Genomic DNA, 21152 nt, shown 5'->3' on the forward strand with positions numbered 1-21152 from the left:
GCGCGCTACCGTACGTGCCGGAAGATTTGCGGGATGTGCGGAAAGATGCGATATATTTTCGAGAGATATGTAACAGGACAGGAGGTCCATCGATGACACAAGTGCAGATCGGCGTCATTTCCCATGAGCGGTGGGGAGAGAGCTTGAAGCTGGAGAACGGGATGTATACCGTTATCGTTCCGCTCGGCTTCGGCATCCGGATTATGCATCTGAGCCTTAAGGGCGGCGAAAACGTCTTTTTCGAGGATACGGAAGGAGCGGTCATGCATCAGGGCGAGGAATTCGCGGCGCTGGGCGGGGAAGGCTGGAAGCTGCGCGGCGGGCATCGGCTGTGGGCAAGCCCGGAGGTATACCCGCGCACATATGGCCCGGATGACAAGCCGATTCAATATGTCCTTGCCGGGCACGGAGTGAAACTGATCGCTCCCGTGGAGCCGTGGACGCAGACAGCCAAGGAGGTCGAGCTCCAATTCCGGGACGATCGGATTGAGGTCATCCACCGGATAACCAATCATGGGCCATGGCCGATTGAACTGGCGCCGTGGGCGCTGTCTGTCATGGCGCCGGGGGGAACGGCCATCGTGCCGCAGACGAAGCGGGAGACCGGGTTTCTCCCGAACCGAATCTTCGCGCTGTGGCCCTACACGAAGATGAATGACGAGCGTGTCGATTGGGGCGATGATGTCATTCAGGTCCGCCAATGCGCCGAGATCGAGCGGGCGTTCAAATTCGGCACGCACAACGAGGAAGGCTGGGCGGCATATGTCGTGAACGGCACCCTGTTCGAAAAAAGCTATGAACCGCAGCAAGAAGCCGCCTATCCCGACTTCGGATGCTCCTTCGAGCTGTATACGAACGACAAAATTTTGGAGCTGGAGACGCTTGGCCCGCTCGCGGCGTTGGCCTCTGGCGGACAGGCCGTTCACAAGGAGATATGGAAGCTTGCTCCTTGCACGGATATCGGACAATATCTCAAGACGAAATTGAATTTGATAGAATCGAAATCTTAAATTTTCATAATCTTCACGGTCTATGGAAAAAGACAACCCTGTCCCGCATGGCTCGAAGCCGCTGCGGGGCAGGGTTTTTGCCTGTTTAGGAACGGCTAACGGCCATTTCGCGTCCGGCGATGGAAAGGGTTTCACAAGTAGGCTGGTTTATGTTATTAATAGAGAGGGACGAAAAAATGGAAAACCCTCTCATTGCGGCGAAATGCCGACGGGGGCCGATTTTGGACGTTCCGGGGGACGGTGCGCGGTCCGGCGGGGCTGGGCGGAATAGGGATTTTGCCTTGCCCGGACGCCTGTTGGGACAGGCTGCATAGGAACCCGCCAATAACGCAGCACTTTCAGGGAGTGTGGATAATGGCTAAATCGTTAGGATCGAGTACGAACATTATTATTCGCTTGGAAATCGACAAAAATGTGTGCACCTTCGCCCAAATTGCAGCCGCCATCGGCGAGAGCGGGGGCGATATCGTGGCCATCGACGTCATTCGCGGCACGCCGGTATCCACAGTCCGAGATATTACAGTCAACGTATATGACGGCAGTGTAGGGGATCGGGTCGTGAAGCGTCTGAAGCAGCTTCGAGGCGTGAAGGTCGTGAACGTCTCCGATCAGACGTTCCTGCTTCACCTCGGGGGCAAGATCGAGATGCAGCCCAAGGTTCCGATTCGGAACCGCGACGACTTGTCCCGCGTCTATACGCCGGGCGTGGCCCGGGTGTGCATGGCGATCCATGAGGATCCGTCCAGCGCGTTCACGCTGACGATCAAGCGGGATACGGTGGCGGTCGTCTCCGACGGCACCGCGGTGCTCGGCCTGGGCGATATCGGCCCGATGGCGGCGATGCCGGTCATGGAAGGCAAGGCGATGCTGTTCAAGCAATTGGCGAACGTCGACGCGTTCCCGATCTGCCTGGACACGCAGGATACGGATGAGATCGTGCGGACGATTCAGGCGATTGCCCCGGCCTTCGGCGGCATTAATCTGGAGGACATCTCGGCGCCGCGCTGCTTCGAGATTGAGCAGCGGCTGAAGGAGAACCTCGATATTCCGGTCTTCCATGACGATCAGCATGGAACCGCTGTCGTCCTGCTCGCGGGCCTGCTTAATGCATTGAAAATTGTGGACAAGAAGCTGGAGGATTGCAAAATCGTCCTGTGCGGGATCGGCGCGGCGGGCATGGCGTGCACCGATATATTGCTCGCGGCGGGCGCAAAGAATATTATCGGCGTCGATCGCCACGGAGCGCTGGTCCGCGGCGTGCAGTACGAGAACGAGGCATGGAATAGCTACGCCGCCAAGACGAATCCGAACGGCGAGGAGGGCGGCATTCAGGACGTCATCAAGGGGGCGGATGTGTTCATCGGCGTCTCGGGTCCTGGCGTGCTGAAGCGGGAGCATGTGGAGACGATGAACGCGGATCCCATCATCTTCGCGATGGCGAACCCGATGCCGGAGATCGATCCGGACGAGATCGAGGATATGGCCCGCATCATTGCGACGGGCCGTTCCGATTATCCGAACCAGATTAACAACGTGCTCTGCTTCCCGGGCCTGTTCCGCGGCCTGCTGGATTGCCGCGCGTCCAAAGTGACTTATAACATGAAGCTGGCGGCGGCCCAGGCGATAGCCGAGGTCGTCTCCGAAGAAGAACTGAATGAAATGTATATTATTCCGAGCGTATTCAACCCGCTTGTCGTGACGAAGGTGCGGGACGCCGTCGTCAATGCGGCCTATGAGGACGGCGTGGCGCGCCGCCGCGATTATCGGGAAAACACGGGCAAGCAGTAGCTGCTGACAGACAATGGCGAGCTGGGGCGCCATGGTGTCTCATTCAACCGTCTGTGCTCGCAAGCGTGCCAGACAGCCATCTTCTCTTCACTATGAGGGAAGGTGGCTTTTTTCGATCGAATCGATAAAAAGGTTTCCATACGGCGTTTTTATTGCGAAAAGTATTGACGTCGGCGAAGAAAAAATGAGAGGGGCTCGAACAGATGAGAGCAAAACGTCATGTCATCCTGGCATCCGCGCTGGTCATGGCGCTGCTGATATTGAACGCATGCGGAAGCCAGACGCCGGGAGAAGGAACGGCGGAGCAAGGAGACACGGGCAACGGGGGGAAAAGGTTAAAATCGGGGTGACGCAGGTCGTGAACCACGCCTCGCTCGATGAAGCGTACAAAGGCTTCGTCCAGGCGTTGAAGGACAATGGCTATACGGAAGGGGACAACCTGGTCATCGATTAACAGAATGCCTAGGGCGATCCTACGAACGCGCGACTATCGCGCAGAAGTTCGCCCCGGGCGGGGTTGATCTCGTGCTGGGCATCGGGACGTCCGTCTCCCAGGCTGCGGCGAAGGAAGTGAAGGACGTGCCCGTCCTCTTCACCGCGGTCACCGATCCGGTCGGAGCTGGTCTGGTGCAAGGATTCGGTCAAGAACGGCGGCGTCGCTTCCTTCGGGTTCGAATATTACGCTCTCGGCTACACGACGGGCAAAATGGCCGTCGATATGCTGAAGCACGGCAAGAAGCCGGAAGACACGCCGGTGCAAATTCCGGAATCTCTTGATCTCGGTTGACAAGCTGCTGCGGGAGTTTGAACGTCCGCGGCGAGAAATTTGTCGATGATCGTGTGGTTTTGGGAGGATAATTTCCGGATATTTTATCACGAAATGCCAAAAATGTGATACAATCCATGAAGGTTACTTAGAAACGACAACAGGAACAAATTGTCGAAAAGAGGGGGACGCTCATGAATTGGTTCAATCGCAGTATGATTCCGAGAATGATCGCTGTATTGTTCATATTAATTATGGCAATCAGCGGCTTTTTCATTTTCCGCGAGTATGACAGCGAGAAGTCGCTCTATATGAATTTCCTGCATGAACGGCAGGAGCTCATCGCGGAAATGAAGCTCGATGACATGATGGGCGCGATCAAGCAGGCAGCGAGCATGGTCCAAAACAAACCGATCAACGAAGAAATGACAGACTCACTTTTCCGCATGCTGCGCGGCCGCATGAATAAGATCGTGGGCGACGACGCGGTGAATGCTTTTCTTATCGTTAAGGAGAACGAGGCGAAGGACGGAGCGCCGGCCTTCCGCATTCTTCAAGCCAACGACAACCTGGAGTCGCTGGGCTTCAAGCCGAATACGGCATATGACATTCCTGCGGCCATGCAGGATGCTTTCCTTAAGCTGACCAAGGCAGACAATACGATGATGACCGATGAATTCGAAATCGGCGATGCGGTGTATATTAGCGGCTTAACGGAGATTCGAGACGATCTCGGGCATAGCATGGCCTACCTGGTTACCGATTATGATTATTCCATCGTTAAAGGAATGTTGACGAGCTTCCTGACCGAAGCGATTCTCATCGGGGCGGTCATCGGATTAATCGGCGTCATTTTGGTGGGCTTGTATGTGCAGCGCCGCCTGAAGCCCTTGAACGATATCCATAAGCTGGCGGAACAAGCGGCGAACGGAGACTTGACCGTGAAGCTCGCTTCGAAGCGGCAGGATGAGATCGGGCGGCTGGCCGGCGTGTTCAACCGGATGACGGAGCGGCTGAGCGGGCTGCTGGGGGAAGTGCAGCGGGCCGCGAAGGATGTCTCTTCGTCGTCGCTTGAGCTGCAGCGCGGCGCCGAGGAGACGGCGATTGCCGCGCAGGAAGTGGCGAGCGCGATGTCCGAGGTGGCGAACGGCGCGCTGGAGCAGCAGCAAAGCGCCGAGCGGACGAAGTCGGCCATGAGCGAGATTACGGCCGGCGCCCAGCAGATCGCCAGCACCTCGGAGCAGGTCGCCGAATGGATGCGGGAAGCGGCCGCTCAAGCGGGGGAAGGCCGTACCATTGTCGATGAGACGGTCGTGCAGATGGAGCGCATCGACGCGGCTTCCGCCGACACCAATCAGGCTATCGCGGATTGGACGGAGGCGGTGCAGCAGATTTCGGGCGCGGTCGTGTTCATCCAGAATACGGTGAAGCAGACGGAATTGCTGGCGCTGAACGCCTCGATCGAAGCGTCGCGCGCGGGAGAGCATGGACGCGGCTTCCAGGTCGTCGCGACGGAAATCCGCAAATTGGCCGAGCATTCGAGACAATCATTACAGTCTATTATGCAGCTTATTGATGTCATTCATACGAAGCGCGAACTGACCGAACGGGCCACCTCGCATCAGCAGGAGGCCGTACAGAAAGGCCTGGCTGCGGTAAAAACGGCGGACGAGACGTTCACGGTGATCGCCGGCGCGATCGGACAAGCCAGCTCCCGCATGGAGGAATACCGCAGCATCGCTCAGCAGATGTCGGCCTCGTGCGAAGAAGTATTCGAGCTGATTCGCCAATTGAACGAGATTGCGGAGCAATCCAATGATCATACGGCGCGCGTCGCGGCCACGACGGAACAGCAGTCGGCGTTGACCGAAGAGATTGCGGCTTCCGTCGACAGTCTGCTGGCATTAAGCCGCGATTTGCAGACGATGCTGGAGCAATTCAAGCTGAGTGGGAAGGAACAGTAATTACCTGTGGCCGGGTATGATGGAAGGAAAGGCGTCGGGGCAAGCTAATGATCGGGAGGTGAGCGGCATGCCGCATAATAAAGCAGAGCGTATTCACCAACAGCAGAACCGTTCCCGCATCATGGAGAAGATTACGCCGCTGCGGCCCGAGAAAGAGGCCGAACGCGCGCCGAGTCTGAACCGAATTCCGAAATAGAACGGCTAACCCCAACCAACCGGATTTATCTCCACTCATATCTTCACAGGAAGGAAGTGTTCACATTATGGCACACAAGCAGCAGGGACATTCCAGACAAAATACGACGACCCGGACGTCCGACGCCAACAACGCAAAAGGCAAAAAGAAATAACGGCTTGCCAGCATCATACCCACAATGAAGCGCCGCTTCCCGTGACAGGGATAGCGGCGCTTGCCGTTGAATTGCATTATGGCATCGATGGGATGGCCGCGGCCGTCTGGTTCTGCGGCGATGCAGCCTGTGCTTCGTGTGCTTCGGATGGAGCCTGGCCCGGCGCGCCCGAGCCTTGCTGCAGCTGGTACATCTTGAAGTAGCGGCCCTTCAGCCGCATCAATTCGTCATGCGTTCCTTGCTCGACAATCTCGCCGCGATGCAGCACGAGAATCAGGTCGGCGCTGCGAATCGTCGACAGCCGGTGCGCGATAATGAAGGTCGTCCGTCCCCGCTTCAGCACCTCCAGCGCTTCTTGAATAAGGGCTTCCGTCTCCGTATCGATATTGGCCGTCGCTTCATCCAGAATCAGTATCGCCGGCTCGAAGGCGAGAGCCCGGGCGAAGGAAATCAACTGTCTCTGCCCGGCAGACAAAGTGCTTCCTTTTTCAATCACCGGCTCGTCGATGCCTAACGGCAAATGCTTGAGCACCCGATCGGCGCCCACCGCATTCAGCGCTTGCTCCACCTTCTCCCGCGTGATGCGCGGATCGTTCAGGCTGACGTTGCTTGCAATCGTTCCGGTGAACAGGTAAGGATCCTGCAGCACGATACCCATATGCTCCCTAATCGATTGCTTCGGCACCGAGGCCGTCGGCGTGCCGTCGATTCGAATCTGGCCCTGCTGCGGGTCATAGAACCGGAACAGCAGGTTCATAATCGAGCTCTTCCCGGAACCGGTATGGCCCACGAGAGCAACCGTCTGGCCCGGCTTCGCCTCGAACGAGATGTCGCGCAGCACGTAATCTTCCTTGTAGGCGAAGGAGACCCGATCGAACTCGACATGTCCCTTGTACCGGGGCATCGAGCCTTCGTCCAGCGGCTCGCCCGGTTCGTCCATCAGATCGAATACGCGTCCTGCGGATACGATGGAGGAGTCGAGATTCGCCAATTGGTTCACCATGCCGGTAATCGGCTGGAAGAGACGGTTCAGCAGGTCGGCAAAGGCATACAGCACGCCGAGCGTGATGACGCCGCTGCCGCTCAGCGACGCACCGCCAAAAAACCAGAGCACGACCGCGAAAGCGATATTCCGCAGCACGTTCACCAGGTTATGGGACGTGAACGCGTTCAAATTAAGCATTTTGTTCTGATAGGATAAGTACTCCTCGTTCAGCTCCTCGAATTCATTCATCGTATCCTTCTGGCGGCGGAAGGAGCGAATGACCGGAATCCCTTGGATGGATTCGTTGATCATGGCATTGATGGAGCTCAGGCGCGAACGTATCTTTTTGTTGTATTTCGTCGCGAATTTACGATACAGCACAACCCACAAATAGATGAGCGGCAAAATGAACATGCAGATCAGTGCGAGCTTCACGTCCAAAATGAATAAGGCGACATAAATTCCGGTAATGGTAATGATCCCGGACGTGAAGCTTTCCAGCACGGACAAGAACAGATCTTTGACCGCTTCGGTATCATTGGTGACCCGGGACACGACTTTGCCGGCAGGCAAATTATCGAAGTACGGAATCGGCAGACGCTGCACATGGGCATACACATCGCCGCGCAGCTTGCGGATGACCCGGTTCGCCGCTGTCTGCAGCCCCATAATCTGGCCGTAGCTCGCGGCTACGCTGACCAGCAGCAGCCCGATATAGAGGGCCATATTTTGAATAATGCTGATGATCTCCGGCTTATAGAACGTGAGCAGTTGGCTCAAGCTCATGGGTGAAGCCGGCACGGACCAAGTGTCCGCTCCGTTCCGAATCGTCAGCATGCCGCCTTCGAATTGGCGTTCTCCCGTCTCGGAAGGGATCGGTCCATCCACGAACACGAACTGCGTTCCTATCTGAAGAATGCGGACCTGGTCTCCCTTCGCTTCCCCCTCCGAGAAGCGATCCTCCCGCTTAAAGTGGCGCCCTTCATACAGAATGGCGCCGTTCGCTTCCGCGGATGTCTCGTAGTACGGCTTCTCGATGCCGAGGATATGCTTATCGATTATATTTTTCGCAATGAACGGCCCGGACAGCTCGGCGGCGACGGCCACCGTAAGCATAAGCAGTCCGATGATAAAGCTCGTTTTGAACTGCAGGGCGTACAGCCACAGGCGCCTGCCGACATGTCTCGGATTCGCCGTCTGTTGTTCTGCTTCCATATATGAAATCCTCCCGTAATCGTAATGCCAGTTCGCAGGGACGGCCGGGCAAGTTCTATAGCCCGGATTCCAGCTGCTGGCGCTCGTACTGCTCCTTGTACCAGCCGTCCTGCTTCAGCAAGTCGTCATGCGTGCCCTCTTCGACAATCTTGCCGTCATCCAGCACGATGATCCAATCGGCGTGCTCAACGGCCGATAACCGATGCGTCGTAATCAGGGTCGTCTTGCCCGCGCGCTGCTCGCGAATGTTGCTGATAATATTCGCTTCGGTGCGCGCATCGACGGCAGAGAGGGCATCGTCGAGAATCAATATTTCCGGATCCTTGATGAAGGCCCGCGCCAGGGAGACCCTCTGCTTCTGGCCTCCGGACAGAGCGACGCCCCGTTCCCCGACCAATGTCTCCACCCCGTGCACAAGCGTCGGCACATCATGGGTGAAGGAGGCGGTCTCGATCGCATTCATGACGTCGTCGTCACCCGTGCCGGAGCGGCCGAATAAAATATTTTGCTTAACGGTCTTGGAAAACAAAATCTGTTCCTGCGGCACATACCCGATCCAGCTGTGCAGCCGATCGATCGGAATCTGCTCCGCCGGGATGCCATTAATGCGGAAGTCGCCTTCCCCGACCGGATATTCCCGCAGCAGCTGCTTGACGAAGGTCGACTTGCCGCTTCCGGTCCGGCCGACGATGCCGAGCGTCTGCCCTTTGCGCAGCGTCAGAGCGCCGAGATTCAGGTTGTCTGTCGTCGAACTCGGGTAGCGGAACTTGTAGTTGCTCCATGTCAGCGTCTCCGGCACGGCGACATCCTTCGTATGCTCGCCGTCCTGCACGTCCGGCGTATAGTTCAGCACCTCGTTGACCCGATCGAGCGAGGAGTTGCCGCGCTGCATCACGTTAATCAGGTTGCCGATGGCGAACATCGGCCAGATCATCATTCCAAGGTACATATTGAACGCGAGCAGCTCCCCGAGGGACAGCTCGTTATGAATAATGAGATAGGCTCCGTAGCCGAGCCCGATCACGTAGCTCAGACCGATGAATAGCCGGATCGTCGGATCGAACAGAGCGTCCACCCGGGCGACGGCAAGGTTCTTGTCATAGACGTCCTGGGTAATGTCGCGGAAGCGGGCTTCATCCGAAGTCTCCTGCACGTAGGCGCGGATGACGCGCACGCCGCCGACCGATTCCAGCACTTGATCGTTCATATTTCCGAACGCATCTTGGGCGATCATGTAGCGTTCATGAATCTTCTTGCCGAACACATTCATGGCGATGGCGATGAACGGGAGCGGCAGCAAGGCGGCCAGCGTCAGCTTCCATTGAATCATGAACATCGCGAACAGCACGATGAGCAGGAACGCTGTCGAGTCCGTCAAGGTGAGCATGCCGAATCCGGCCGTCTGCGCTACGGAACGGAGATCATTGGTCGCTCGGGCCATCAGGTCTCCGGTGCGGTTTTTCTCGAAGAACGGCGGCGTCATTTTGAGAAAATGTCGCATCAGCTTGGAGCGAAGCTTGCGCTCTACCAGGTTCGCTCCGCCGAAAATCTGATACATCCACACATATGTGATGGCGTAAATGACGACCATCGTACCCAGTATGAGGAGAAGATAGGAGGTCAATTTGTTCCATGTAATGTCCCCGCGTACGATGGAATCGATGGCTTCCCCCAGGATGCGAGGGGGGACGAGCTCGATGATGCCGACCACGATCAGCATCACGACACCTACAATATACCTCGTCTTATGTTCTTTGAAGAACCAGCCGAGCTTGAATAAAACCGATAGCATCATGTCACTTCCTTGTCTTTTGGCAAAATGGGAAAAACAAAAAAGGCATATCGTTCGTGAACGATATACCTTGGGTTGCGTAAGGTGATATGTACGAGCGATGTGGCGCCCGCATGACGAGGAAGCAGCATCGGCTTGCTCATTGTCGGCAAGTTCGATGGGACAGCGAGTGATCCGATCATTCGCCGCGCTTCCCGCTTCAGAATTGCGCTCTTCTCCTCAACAAGGAGGAACGCAGCTTCCGGCAGGGCTCCTGCGATATGAAGTTCGAGGCCGCGCCGCAAGCGCCGCATGTGCCAAAACAATTGCATTACGCATTGGATTTACCTGCCTTTCTGAAGTAGTGTGGATAGGCTGCGCATCACCGCGCTACCGTATCTGTTTGTAGATTCTAGCATCGAGCTTCCGGCATTGTCAACCATTTTTTTGAAATGAACGCCGCGTGCCGTGTTCCCGTATGTCCCGGAGCCCTCTCCATTGCCGGATCGTCCGCTTTCGTCGTATGATGGATGGTGGCGAAGCAAGCGGACGATGTCTCATTCGGTCAAGGACGAGCAGACGCTTCCTGACGATGGGCCGAAGGGCCCGAATGACCATCCGGGAACGGAACGGGGGATGGTCCGAGCCGGTCTATTCAAGAGCGGCCGAGCAGCAGCGACAAGATGCCCGCCGCGATCAGCGGCCCGACCGGAACGCCGCGGAACAGCGCGACGCCGAGCACGGTCCCGATGAGCAATCCGGCGACGACGGTCGGCGATTGCGTCATCAGATGAGCGCCACGGCCGCCCAGGTAAGCGACCAGCATCCCGACCGCGACGGCCAGGAGCGACTTCCAATGCAGGAACGATTGCAAAATCGTCTCGATGGACATGGAGCCGCTCGCGATCGGGGACATAACCCCGACGGTAAGAATGATAATTCCGATCGTGAGGCCGTATTTCTCTATCCAGGGGAACAGGGTCTGCAAATGGGTGACGCGCAGCAGCAGCAGGATCACCATCGCGATCGTGACGGTCGAGTTGCCGCTGATGATGCCCAGTCCGGCCAGCCCCAATAAAATAAGCGAAGAAATATCTAATTGCGTCATTCGAATCGCAGCTCCTTTCATGACAGCACAAGGATAGCATATTTAAACCAAACTTGAAAATGAGCCATCGGAGGTGGAGGTATGAGCAACACATTATTGCTGACCGGCTTCGATCCGTTCGGAGGCGAGTCGATCAATCCGTCCTGGGAGGCGGTGCGCGCGCTTGACGGCGCGGCGCTGGGACGGTATCGGGTGCAGGCGGCGCAGCTGCCGACTTCCTTCGCGCGGGCCGGGGCGACGCTGCGCGAAGCGATGGCCGGCTGCAATCCCGCGGCCGTCATCTGTGTCGGACAAGCCGGCGGTCGCCCGGACATTACGCTGGAGCGCGTAGCGATCAATCTGGCGGATGCCCGGATTAAGGACAATGACGGCGATCAGCCGACGGATGATGAGGTCGTGCCGGGAGGCCCAGCCGCCTATTGGACGACGCTGCCGGTGAAGGCGCTGCGGCGCGCCGTGCTGGAAGCGGGCATTCCGTGCTCGGTGTCGTATACGGCCGGGACGTTTGTCTGCAACGCCATTTTCTATACGCTAATGCATGAGCTGGCCGGCCGCCGGGAAGCGGAGCGCATCCCGGCGGGATTCATCCATATCCCATTCTTGCCACAACAGGCAGCCGCTTATCCCGGCAAGCCGAGCATGTCGCTGGAGTCGATCGTGCAAGCGCTGCGCACCGTCGTCCTTCACGCGGATGCGGAGGAGGAGCGGGGCAGCAGCGCAGGGACTTTGCACGGCTGAGCCCGTACGGGAAGCGGAGCGTCACGCCCTGCATTCCCGCGTTGACGGAATAGGCACGCGCGCATCGTTGGCGGAACAGGCAAGCCAAAAGGGGCCCAAGCGGGCCCCTTTTCTTATTTCAGATCTTCGATAGAGTTGATGTCCATGTAAGCCGGGACAACGAGACCGATTTTCGTGCCGTCCAGGTTCGGACCGAGATCATCGATTTGATCCTTGAATTTGTCATAATAGTCTTTGTGCGTCGTCGGGAGCCATGCAGCTACAATTGCATCGACATCCCCATTGGCGACGCCCGTCCACATTGGACCGGCTTCGACCTGGAGCAGATCGACTTTATAGCCGAGCTTTTCCTGCAGCACATACGCGATGACGTTCGTGCTTGCAATCTCCGAATCCCAGGCCACATAGCCGAGCTTCAGCTTTTTGCCGTCTGCAGGCTGTGCGCCTTCGATCCACTTGTCCACCTTGTCCGCATTCGCGTCGACCCATTCTTTGGCGGCTTCTTCCGGGTTCTTGCCGTCATGAACGGCAACCATGACCTGCGCCATGTCGTCTGCCGTCCATTCGAACTGATCGAGCACCTTATGCGCGTTCGGATCGTCTTCCTTCAAGCCTTTCCGGGCGATCGTATGGATCTGCTCATCTCCGCCGTAGACCCCTTTCGGATCCTCCAAATATTTCAGATCATATTTGGCGAATTTCCAATGCGGCGTCCAGCCCGTAATAATAATCGGCTCCTGCTTCTTGATCGCTTTGTCCAAGGCCGCGGTCATAGCGGCGCCAGATCCCTCGACGAGCTTCCATTTGTCGAGGCCGTATTCCTGGAGCGCTTTTTCCGTTGACTGCATAATCCCCGCACCGGCGTCGATGCCGACGATTTTGTAATCGACGGACTCGCCAACGCTTGCCGTCTGATTGTCGCCGGCAGAAGAGCCGTCCGCTCCTCCAGATGGGCTGGAAGAACCCGAACAGCCTGCAAGCGTCCACCCGATCATCGCGATAAGTCCCAACAGCATCCAACGTCTCGTTCGATTATGCTTCATGCACATCACGCTCCTTGTTTTTTGGATTTATTTTTTTTGAAACTATGCTGAGAGAACCGGTCCAAAATAATGGCCAGCAGCACGACAGCGAGGCCCGCCTCGAAGCCTTGGCCGATTTTCAGCTGAGTAACGGAACGATAGACTTCGGCCCCAATCCCTTGGGCGCCGATCATGGAGGCGATGACGACCATGGACAGCGACAGCATAATCGTCTGGTTCACGCCCGCCATCAAGGTCGGCATGGCGACCGGAAGCTGTACCTTCCATAAGGTCTGCATCGGCGTGGAGCCGAAGGCGGAAGCGGCCTCCATCATGTCTTCAGGCACTTGGCGAATGCCGAGCTCGGTCAGCCGGATCGTCGGCGGCACGGCAAAGATGACGGATGCAATGACGCCAGGCACGATGCCGAGCCCGAACAGAAAGACAGCCGGAAGCAAATAGACGAAGGCAGGCATCGTCTGCATGAAGTCAAGCACCGGCCGCACAATTCGGGATACATTGTCCGAACGTCCGCAGGCGATTCCAAGCGGAATGCCGATCACAATAGACAACATAGTCGATACGATGACGAGGGCCAGCGTGCTCATCGTCGGCTCCCAATAGCCGAGGGCTTCGATGATGAACAGTCCGATCAAGGTCAGTAAGGATAGGGACCAACGTCCGATCAGAAAGGCGAGCACGGTAAAGATCGCAATTAAAATGTAAGCAGACGGCCAGGTAAGCAGATCGGTGATGCTTTCGACGCTGCGTTCAATTAATTTGGATAGAAATTGGAAAAATCCGTCGGCGTTCGTTCCGAGCCAGTTCACTCCCTCTTCGACCCAATTACCTATCGGCAGTCGCATGCGACATCACCATCCCTTCCGTGTCTGTTGCGGTTGCATCCGCTCCAGTCGCTTCGTTCGTTCCATTCGGAACATTGCCGGCCAGCGCGCCGAGGACCGCTCCGCGCACAATCGCGCCCATCAGCCTGCCGTCCGGCTGGACGACTGCGATTGGAAGCTTGGCTTCGCCCGACAACGCGAACAAGTCGTTCAGCAGCACATCCGGCGATACGGTAGGGACGTCGGTGAACATGACTTCCTGCAACGACTTGCCGCCGCGTGCTGCCTCACTGGCCTGCTCGGCTGTAACGACCCCTTGAAGTGACTTATCTTTGCCCACGACGAACAGGGTTGAGATGCCGATATCCCGCATCAGCTGCAGGGCGACGCGTGGTCCCCGGTCAAGGGATACCGTCTCGGGCCGGCGCATGATGTGCGCTGCCGTCAGCACCTTCGATAAGTCCACTCCTTCAACGAATCGCTCCACGTATTCGTCTGCCGGATCCATCAGCATTTGTTCCGGGGTCCCGATCTGGATCAGCTTCCCGTCTTTTAACAACGCGATTCGATCTCCGATGCGGAGAGCTTCGTCCAAATCATGGGTAATAAAAATGATTGTTTTATGCATTTTTTGCTGCAATTCGAGGAGTTCGTCCTGCATATCCCGCCGGATAAGCGGATCGAGCGCACTGAATGCTTCATCCATCAGGAGAACATCCGGATCGTTGGCCAGCGCTCTGGCCAGTCCAACCCGCTGCTGCATGCCGCCGCTCAACTCGTCGGGATATTTCTGCTCCCAGCCTTCGAGTCCGACCAATCCGAGAGCTTCCCGCGCCTTGCGGTAGCGTTCTTCCTTCGCCATACCTTGAATTTCGAGGCCATATGCGGCATTGTCGAGGACGGTCCGATGAGGGAAGAGTGCGAACTTCTGGAATACCATGCCGATCGTCTTGCGGCGAACTTCCCGCAGCTCCGACTCGCTCAGCTTGGAGATGTTCCGATCTTTCAACCAGATATCTCCGTCCGTCGGCTCGATTAGACGATTGAGCATTCGCACCAGCGTGGACTTTCCGCTGCCGGAGAGGCCCATGATAACAAAGATTTCGCCTGGCTCGACGGAGAAAGAGACCTGATTGACGGCAACGGTCGCTTGTTTTTCTGTGGCGAGCCGTTCCCGGGACCACCCTTGCTTCAGCAGAGTGAGCGCGCGCTGCGCTTGCGGACCGAATATTTTGGTCACTCCGTTGACTTTAATGATAGACAATCGTTTCACCTCTCTAGTCTTGCCCGAATTCGTTTTACCAACGCTTTCTATTGTAACCTTTGAAAATTTTCAATAACAACCTTTAAAACCGTTTGTAAATTACGTTCAGTAAAAACTGTACAAACTTATGCTGTCATATGCTCAGCTTTCCTAAAGAATGCTGACCTATCCGGTGCTTTACTTTTGAATCTATCTCTCATACAATGTTCGATGACGCCTTGTACCGTTAGGAGATGCGGGATTGCCGAGCCGTCCCGAGTTGACCTTATCTTCCTCTATAATCAATGACTACGGTATCATGTATAAGGAGTCGAATAACTAGCAGCAGCCAGGTTCGGCACAGGAGGAATTAGCACATGGCAACGTTCGCGCAGTTGACGCAGGAACAACAAGGGGCGGTGGAAAAAGCTCGCAATCGTGTCATAGAAGCGATCGGTCAAAATATGGACCTATACGGAATGACCCAATCCACAGGCCATTTGTACGGTTTGTTATTTTTCAGCGATCATCCGATGACGCTGGATGAGATGGGCAAGGAAATGGCAATGAGCAAGACGAGCATGAGCACTGGGGTCCGTACGCTGGTGGATATGAAGATGGTGCACAAGGTATGGGGCAAAGGCACGCGAAAAGACTTGTATGAAGTGGAGCCGGACTGGTACCAGACCTTCGCCGATTACTTCGGCATTGGCGCAAGGCCATCGAAGTGAACTTATCCGCCATTCGGCGTTCCAAGCGAGAACTGGAGAACCTGCTCGCAGCGCATGGCGAGGACGAGACGCTGCGCGGCATTGTTCAGGCGGATATTGCCAAGATGCAGGAAGCGGAGCAGTATTACCACTGGCTGGATCAATTAATAGACGCACTGGAGAGCGGCGAGATTTTTTCTTTTATCCCGAAGCCGGGAGCTCCAGAATAAACATAATATTCGCAGAAAAAGACGGCCGAGAAACCGTCTTTTTTTAATGAATGGTCTCCTTCTGCCTCTTATGAACGCTATCCCCGTCGCGCAGGAGAGGTTGGTGTCCTCGTTCGCGCTTATGCTCGTTATCCCCGCTGGGCAGGAGGTGGTATATCCTCGTTCGTACTTATGGCCGCTATCCCTATTGCGCAGGAGAATGGAAATATCCTCGTTGGTGCTTATGGTCGTTATCCCCGCCGCACAGGAAATTCCCCCGGCTGAAGGTGGTGCTTGTCGAGGGCGGCATTGCCTGGCTGCCGCCGCTGATGTGGCGGCTCGACAAAAATTACAAGGCGCTCCGCTCCACCGTGCCGTGGCTGACGAAGATGCCGAGCCGGTATGTCGCGGAGCATTGCTTCCTGACGACGCAGCCGATCGAGGAGCCGGACAACCCGCAGCATCTGGTTGGCCTGTTCAATATGTTCGATGCGGAGAACATGATTATCTGCTCCAGCGATTATCCGCATTGGGATTTCGATGCGCCGGACAGGATTCTGCGCAAGCTGAAGCCGGAAGCCCGGCGCAAAATCTTTTACGAGAACGCGATATAACTTACCGTAAACGGAGGCCATTTATTATGGCGGTTCATTATGTGCTGGATGCGGCGGATGTTCCCGAAGGCGGTCATGCCGTCGTTGAAGTGGAAGGGCGTGAAATCGGAATTTTCCGGATCAACGGGGAGTTCTATGCGCTCCATAATTATTGTCCGCATCAAGGCGCGCCGATGTGCGCCGGTCATGTCTCCGGCACGAATCTTCCATCGGGCGTCTATGAGTATGAATACAGCCGGAAGGGCGAGATTTTGCGCTGTCCGTGGCATGGGTGGGGGTTCGATATCAAGACCGGAAAGTCGCTATTCAGCGACCGGACGCGGGTGAAGAAGTATGAGCTGGAGGTGGCGAACGGAAAAATCGGCGTCGTGTTGGGCAAGTAAGCAGGCATGGATGAGGTCTCGGGCGCACCGCAGGCACTCATTGCCAGACGGTTACAAATGATATAACATATATGTTATATCAACAAGTAAGGATGGATTGGAATGGGCTATGATTCTCGCTCCCCCTTGTATGTGCAGGTACATCGGTACATCGAAGATCGAATTCGCCAAGGCGTGTTGAAGCCGAATGACCGGATTCCGACGGAAAAGGAACTGATGGAGCAATTCAAGGTCAGCCGGATCACGGTGGTGAATGCGCTATCGGCTCTGGTGAAGGATGGCTGGATCTACCGCGTTCCCGGCCGAGGAAGCTTTGTCGCCAATGACCTGCCGGCCGATCTGAACGGGGAAGCGTCCGAACCGGCGGCCTGTGCCGTCCCGGCGGCGGGGCAGCCGAACCGGACAGAGCCTGTTCCGGGCCGTACGATCGGCTTAGTGATGCCGACGTTGGAGGATTATTTCGCGATGCGTCTCATCAATGCGATTCAAGATACGCTGCGGGCCTATGGCTATTCGCTGGTGATCGCGTTCAGCGGCGGCTCCAAGGAGCGGGAGGAGCAGCAGATCCGCGATTTTATCGCGATGGGCGTCAGAGGTCTGCTGCTGTTCCCGGCCGATGAAGAAACTTATAATGAAGAAATTTTGTCGTTGAAGGTCAACGGATTTCCGTTTGTGCTGATCGATCGGTATTTGCGGGGCGTCGAGACGCATTTTGTCTGCTCGGACAATCGGGCCGGAGCCCGGATGGCGGTCGATCATCTGTGGGAGAACGGCCATCGCCATATTGCGATCTGCACGAATGCGTATCGGGAATGCGTCAGCGTTCATGATCGGATCTCCGGTTATATGAGCGCCTTTGAACGGCATGGCGGCATGATCAACCCGTCGCTTATCGTGACCGGCTTCTCGCTCCCCGCCGGGGAGGAAGGGGACGATTCGGAGCTGGCGCGCCATATGAAGAGCGGGATCGCGAGCGCGTATATCGCGCTGGACGGGAAGCTGGGCATGCGGATGACACAGATGGCGAAGCGGTTCGGCTTGCGGGTGCCTGAAGATATTTCGATCCTCACCTTCGACAATCCGGAGAACGATGAAGATGAGGAGAGCTTTTTCACTTATATTTACCAAAATGAAATGGAAATCGGGCGGCAGGCAGCGACGATTCTGACTGAGATCATCGAGCGGCGGGAGACGGACGGCGAGTACCGCAAAGTCATTCTCCAGCCTGAGCTGATCATCGGCCGTTCGACCGGGCCTTGCTTGCGTCCGAATCATGCGCGCCCCTAGAAAAATCGCCAATCCCGTGAACGGAGATTTGGCGAATCTTGCTTTTTGCCATCGTATCCATGGCCTTTAAGCGGTCTTCATATTTGCACCAAGGTGAGTACGGCGAAGAAATGAGCGACCGAGCCGGCTAGCACGAATAAACGCCAAATCATATGATGAAACGGAAAGCCCCGCCACACATAAAATACGGTTCCTGCCGTATAAAGCAGCCCTCCCGCAACGAGCAAGATTAACCCGGTTCCGGGCATTGCCGCCGACAGCGGGTTCCATGCCATTACGATAAGCCAGCCCATGGCGATATAGAGGAAGGTCGACAGGAAGAGAAAGCGCTTCGTGAAGAAGGCCTTGAACACGATCCCGGCCACGGCCAGCGTCCAGACGACCGCGAACAGGCTCCAGCCCAGCATCTTCGGCAATGCGATGAGGACAAACGGAGTGTACGTTCCGGCGATAAAGACATAGATCGAGGCGTGATCGAACGTCTCGAACAGATCCTTCACCCGGCCTTCGGGGAAGCTGTGCACCAAGGTCGACGATGTATAGAGCAGCAGCATGGAAATGCCGTAAATCGTAAAGCTGACGACGTGAATCGGTTCGCCATACAATGCGGCGAAGACGATAAGCAGGGTCAAGGCGGCAACGCTGAGAATCGCGCCGATGCCATGGGTGATGGCGTTGGCGATCTCTTCACCCCGCGTATAGGTATGGGTATTGGCCATAAGCGAATCTTCCTCTCTTCCGGCTGGAATTCTATACCTTCATTGTATAAGACGATGGGGGCCTCTGCAAATCCTTGCGAACGGCTTTACTTATTTTTAACTGTCCAAAGACGGTTATGTATGTTGTTAGCGGAAACAAGCGTTCAGGCTGGATACTCTGGAGAGGGGGACAGGGATGAGCAGACTGGTTATAGGAACGGCAATCGGTTGTGCCGCGGCCGCGGCGTTGATGCTTCTCTATGCGTATATCGGAGAGTTCGCTTACTTCATCGGCATCGGAGCGGTGATTGGAATGATGAGCGTGGCGCTGATGAATCAGCGGGGGCAGGTCAATGCGAAGCAGCGTCAAGCGATGCGGCGGCAGGAGTGGATGGAACGGAACCGGAGCCGCGTGGAGCAGGAATCGGCAGAAAAATAAGGAACAGCGCCCCCGCCCTTCCGGCAGGCCATTCGGCGCTGTTCGGCTTTCTTATTCGGCACAATCTGGGTGTGCGGCTTGCGTGTCCAGGTGTTGCGGACGATGTCGGGGTTGATGCCGCCGGAACGCTCGATTTTGCGGCGTTGGCGTTTGGCTTTGCTCATGGGAGCAGCCTCCTTTACAATATACATAGAATAGGAAGAGCGAAAAAGATCCTCCATACATCAGAGTAACTCACCTTGAACGGCAATTCAAGCGAAATGGCATTCAGATTCGCAAAAGGAGCGTTAGGCCATGATTATGCGTACACGGAATGGGGAACGGGTTCTTATTCAACAGCATGACCACGGATTTCTTTCCGGAGAAGCGGCAAAGCATTTCGATCCTGCTCTGGCCGGAGGAACGGAGCGCTGGGAGGAGGTCGTATTGGCCGCCTACGAGCATGACCGCAGTTGGATCGGTCTCGATCATACGCCGATATGGAACGATGCGGATGCGGACCCATTTACGTTTATGGATTACCCGATTGTGCCGAAGCTGGCCTTTTATCGGATTGGGCTGGATGAGATCGAACAGATGAATGCGTATGCGGCGCTGCTCTGCAGCCTGCATTTCGTGTCCTTCTTCCCTACGGAGGAGCAGCCCGAGATCATCCAGTTTTTGCGGCATGAACGGGCGCGTCAGGCGCGGATTCGCGAGCAGCTGGGAGGTCTTGACGATCAAGCGGTTAAGGAGCATTTTCGGCTGCTGCAGTTCTGCGACGATCTCTCCTTATATGTCTGCCTGAATGAGCCCGGGGCAGCCAAGGAAGACGAATTTCCGTGGTACCAGGACGGCTTCGAGCGAACGGAGGCCTTCAATCCGGAGACGGGCGCCCAGCTCGTCGCGGAGTGGGCCAGCGAGACGGAGGTGCGGGTTACGCCGTTCCCGTTCATAGAGCCATTCACGACGAAGCTGCGTTCCAAGGTGGTGCCGGACGCGCTGGTTGAAGCGATAGGCATCGGCAAGGCTTACCGTCAGACCGAATGGACCGAGCAGACGTTGACTTTTATCAGGTAACAGGGAAGTCTTTTAACGGAATGATCATTTCCTTATGAATACGCCTTCATGACGGAAAGAACCCGCTGCTATGGAAGGACGGCAGAGGGTTCTTTGTGTTCCTTTTCACTGTCTGCCATGAGGGGATCATACCAATCTATTCTGTTCGCATCTATGTGATATAATCCGCGTGTGTGTAAAGCATTAAGCCCCGGGTTACCGGGTGTTATTGGCGGGCTAAAGCCCAAGTAATTAACTGCCGTGAAGGAGACAATAATACCAGATTGACCTCCTGAAGGAAGAAGGCTGCTTTGCTTATGATAGATGCGAATATTTTGCCAGTTATAGGGAAAAGTCTCAACCAGGCTGGTATTGGCATCCAAGCTGCCATCCGTAAGTACGGGAGGAGTCAGGGTTTCGACAAAAGTAAGGGAGGGACCTGAAAAATCGTAGATATCGATACGCGCGATACGGGCGTTATCTGAGAAAACCGTGAGATTTACGCTCATTCTTACCTGACTGCCCAAACTGCCGAGCGCACCGCTTCTGGCGGCAAAGGCTCTGACCTGATTGTCGGTTGTCGTTGAGTCCCATATATACTGCGGGAGTATAGCCGGAAACGTTCCATTATCATTGGTATATTTCGTGATGCTGGGCCATACGGGATAACGCGGAATGACGGTAGCCTTATTGCCCGGGGCATTGGTGACAGCCAGATTAATGGCTGTCAACTGGTCGGCTGCAACATAAGTATTGGAGCCGCTGACAACGACGGACTGTCCTAAAAAGGGCATGAATGACACCTCCCTGTAGCAAATGTGGCATCTTCATCTTAGGATATGCCAACGGGTATGGAGCGGTTTTTGTGAGTATACAGAGCAGTTGTGAATTTAACAGGCAGAGGCAGAGCAGGATGACATGCCAACGTTCAACCAGCGGCTTATGTATAGATGGATGAGTTAAAGATAA

The 21152-nt window shown here is 55.9% G+C and carries 21 protein-coding genes and 3 pseudogenes; 15 read left to right on the top strand and 9 right to left on the bottom strand.

Annotated features, from left to right (window positions below):
* The first annotated feature begins 92 nt into the window (after positions 1 to 92).
* From OCY70_RS03710 to OCY70_RS03745, 8 genes and pseudogenes are all read left to right on the top strand, one after another.
* On the top strand, positions 93 to 1010 hold the full coding sequence (locus tag OCY70_RS03710; RefSeq protein WP_213425792.1) for a hypothetical protein: 918 nt from the start codon (positions 93 to 95) through the stop codon (positions 1008 to 1010).
* 354 nt (positions 1011 to 1364) lie between these two features.
* Complete coding sequence (locus OCY70_RS03715) at positions 1365 to 2798, top strand: NAD-dependent malic enzyme (RefSeq protein ID WP_213425791.1); 1434 nt, start codon at positions 1365 to 1367, stop codon at positions 2796 to 2798.
* A 203-nt stretch (positions 2799 to 3001) separates the two neighbouring features.
* Positions 3002 to 3148 carry a hypothetical protein gene (locus OCY70_RS03720; RefSeq protein WP_249724341.1) on the top strand — a complete coding sequence of 49 codons (147 nt, stop codon included), beginning with the start codon at positions 3002 to 3004 and terminating at the stop codon, positions 3146 to 3148.
* Entirely contained in the window at positions 3145 to 3252 is a 108-nt protein-coding gene (locus tag OCY70_RS03725; RefSeq protein ID WP_261944581.1) for an ABC transporter substrate binding protein, read from the top strand. The genes OCY70_RS03720 and OCY70_RS03725 overlap by 4 nt, the downstream gene beginning before the upstream one ends.
* Positions 3253 to 3323: 71 nt before the next feature.
* A pseudogene (locus tag OCY70_RS03730) lies at positions 3324 to 3369 on the top strand (hypothetical protein); the annotation flags it as partial.
* Positions 3370 to 3417: 48 nt separating this feature from the next.
* On the top strand, positions 3418 to 3585 hold the full coding sequence (locus OCY70_RS03735) for an ABC transporter substrate binding protein (protein ID WP_261944647.1): 168 nt from the start codon (positions 3418 to 3420) through the stop codon (positions 3583 to 3585).
* Positions 3586 to 3758: 173 nt separating this feature from the next.
* Positions 3759 to 5528, top strand: coding sequence for a methyl-accepting chemotaxis protein (locus OCY70_RS03740; RefSeq protein WP_261944582.1), 1770 nt, complete (start codon positions 3759 to 3761; stop codon positions 5526 to 5528).
* 67 nt (positions 5529 to 5595) lie between these two features.
* A complete protein-coding gene (locus OCY70_RS03745; protein ID WP_261944583.1) occupies positions 5596 to 5724 on the top strand; it encodes a hypothetical protein in 129 nt (42 codons plus the stop codon).
* A gap of 230 nt (positions 5725 to 5954) precedes the next feature.
* On the opposite strand, the gene OCY70_RS03750 is transcribed toward OCY70_RS03745, so the two are convergent.
* From OCY70_RS03750 to OCY70_RS03760, 3 genes are all read right to left on the bottom strand, one after another.
* A complete protein-coding gene (locus OCY70_RS03750; RefSeq protein ID WP_261944584.1) occupies positions 5955 to 8078 on the bottom strand; it encodes an ABC transporter ATP-binding protein in 2124 nt (707 codons plus the stop codon).
* A 55-nt stretch (positions 8079 to 8133) separates the two neighbouring features.
* Positions 8134 to 9870, bottom strand: coding sequence for an ABC transporter ATP-binding protein (locus OCY70_RS03755; RefSeq protein WP_261944648.1), 1737 nt, complete (start codon positions 9868 to 9870; stop codon positions 8134 to 8136).
* A gap of 634 nt (positions 9871 to 10504) precedes the next feature.
* The gene (locus tag OCY70_RS03760) at positions 10505 to 10957 is read right to left on the bottom strand and encodes a DUF441 domain-containing protein (RefSeq protein ID WP_213425789.1); all 453 of its coding nucleotides are present in this window, start codon (positions 10955 to 10957) and stop codon (positions 10505 to 10507) included.
* 81 nt (positions 10958 to 11038) lie between these two features.
* Here OCY70_RS03760 and pcp point away from each other — a divergent pair, with 81 nt between their 5' ends.
* Positions 11039 to 11695: a pyroglutamyl-peptidase I gene (gene pcp, locus OCY70_RS03765; protein WP_213425788.1), complete on the top strand. Its 657-nt coding sequence runs from the start codon at positions 11039 to 11041 to the stop codon at positions 11693 to 11695.
* Between the two features lie 113 nt (positions 11696 to 11808).
* Here the strand turns inward: pcp and OCY70_RS03770 are convergent, their stop codons facing one another.
* The 3 genes from OCY70_RS03770 to OCY70_RS03780 are packed head-to-tail and all read right to left on the bottom strand — an operon-like array spanning position 11809 to position 14826.
* Positions 11809 to 12738 (bottom strand): glycine betaine ABC transporter substrate-binding protein, encoded by a 930-nt coding sequence (locus tag OCY70_RS03770; protein WP_213425787.1) that lies wholly within the window; start codon positions 12736 to 12738, stop codon positions 11809 to 11811.
* Between the two features lie 5 nt (positions 12739 to 12743).
* Positions 12744 to 13583, bottom strand: coding sequence for an ABC transporter permease (locus OCY70_RS03775; protein WP_213425786.1), 840 nt, complete (start codon positions 13581 to 13583; stop codon positions 12744 to 12746).
* A complete protein-coding gene (locus tag OCY70_RS03780) occupies positions 13564 to 14826 on the bottom strand; it encodes a quaternary amine ABC transporter ATP-binding protein (protein WP_213425785.1) in 1263 nt (420 codons plus the stop codon). The genes OCY70_RS03775 and OCY70_RS03780 overlap by 20 nt, the downstream gene beginning before the upstream one ends.
* Positions 14827 to 15182: 356 nt before the next feature.
* On the opposite strand from OCY70_RS03780, the pseudogene OCY70_RS03785 reads away from it, so the two are divergent.
* From OCY70_RS03785 to OCY70_RS03800, 4 genes and pseudogenes are all read left to right on the top strand, one after another.
* Positions 15183 to 15745 (top strand): annotated as a pseudogene (locus tag OCY70_RS03785) (GbsR/MarR family transcriptional regulator).
* A 248-nt stretch (positions 15746 to 15993) separates the two neighbouring features.
* Positions 15994 to 16338: pseudogene (locus OCY70_RS03790) on the top strand (amidohydrolase family protein); the annotation flags it as partial.
* A 26-nt stretch (positions 16339 to 16364) separates the two neighbouring features.
* On the top strand, positions 16365 to 16721 hold the full coding sequence (locus tag OCY70_RS03795) for a Rieske (2Fe-2S) protein (protein ID WP_213425784.1): 357 nt from the start codon (positions 16365 to 16367) through the stop codon (positions 16719 to 16721).
* 102 nt (positions 16722 to 16823) lie between these two features.
* Complete coding sequence (locus OCY70_RS03800) at positions 16824 to 18008, top strand: GntR family transcriptional regulator (RefSeq protein WP_213425783.1); 1185 nt, start codon at positions 16824 to 16826, stop codon at positions 18006 to 18008.
* 77 nt (positions 18009 to 18085) lie between these two features.
* Here OCY70_RS03800 and trhA read toward each other — a convergent pair whose 3' ends face one another.
* Positions 18086 to 18727, bottom strand: a complete 642-nt coding sequence (gene trhA, locus OCY70_RS03805; RefSeq protein ID WP_213425782.1) for a PAQR family membrane homeostasis protein TrhA — start codon at positions 18725 to 18727, stop codon at positions 18086 to 18088.
* A 175-nt stretch (positions 18728 to 18902) separates the two neighbouring features.
* On the opposite strand from trhA, the gene OCY70_RS03810 reads away from it, so the two are divergent.
* Positions 18903 to 19145, top strand: a complete 243-nt coding sequence (locus OCY70_RS03810; RefSeq protein ID WP_213425781.1) for a hypothetical protein — start codon at positions 18903 to 18905, stop codon at positions 19143 to 19145.
* Here the strand turns inward: OCY70_RS03810 and OCY70_RS03815 are convergent.
* Entirely contained in the window at positions 19073 to 19309 is a 237-nt protein-coding gene (locus tag OCY70_RS03815; protein WP_197258881.1) for a hypothetical protein, read from the bottom strand. The two genes, OCY70_RS03810 and OCY70_RS03815, sit on opposite strands and share 73 nt — an antisense overlap.
* A 130-nt stretch (positions 19310 to 19439) precedes the next feature.
* Here OCY70_RS03815 and OCY70_RS03820 point away from each other — a divergent pair, with 130 nt between their 5' ends.
* Positions 19440 to 20204, top strand: a complete 765-nt coding sequence (locus OCY70_RS03820) for a DUF3891 family protein (RefSeq protein ID WP_213425780.1) — start codon at positions 19440 to 19442, stop codon at positions 20202 to 20204.
* A 68-nt stretch (positions 20205 to 20272) separates the two neighbouring features.
* Here OCY70_RS03820 and OCY70_RS03825 read toward each other — a convergent pair whose 3' ends face one another.
* Positions 20273 to 20977 carry a hypothetical protein gene (locus OCY70_RS03825; protein WP_213425779.1) on the bottom strand — a complete coding sequence of 235 codons (705 nt, stop codon included), beginning with the start codon at positions 20975 to 20977 and terminating at the stop codon, positions 20273 to 20275.
* Positions 20978 to 21152: the final 175 nt, after the last annotated feature.

The sequence above is a fragment of the Paenibacillus melissococcoides genome, from assembly GCA_944800085.1.
GTDB classification, from domain to species: domain Bacteria; phylum Bacillota; class Bacilli; order Paenibacillales; family Paenibacillaceae; genus Paenibacillus_B; species Paenibacillus_B melissococcoides.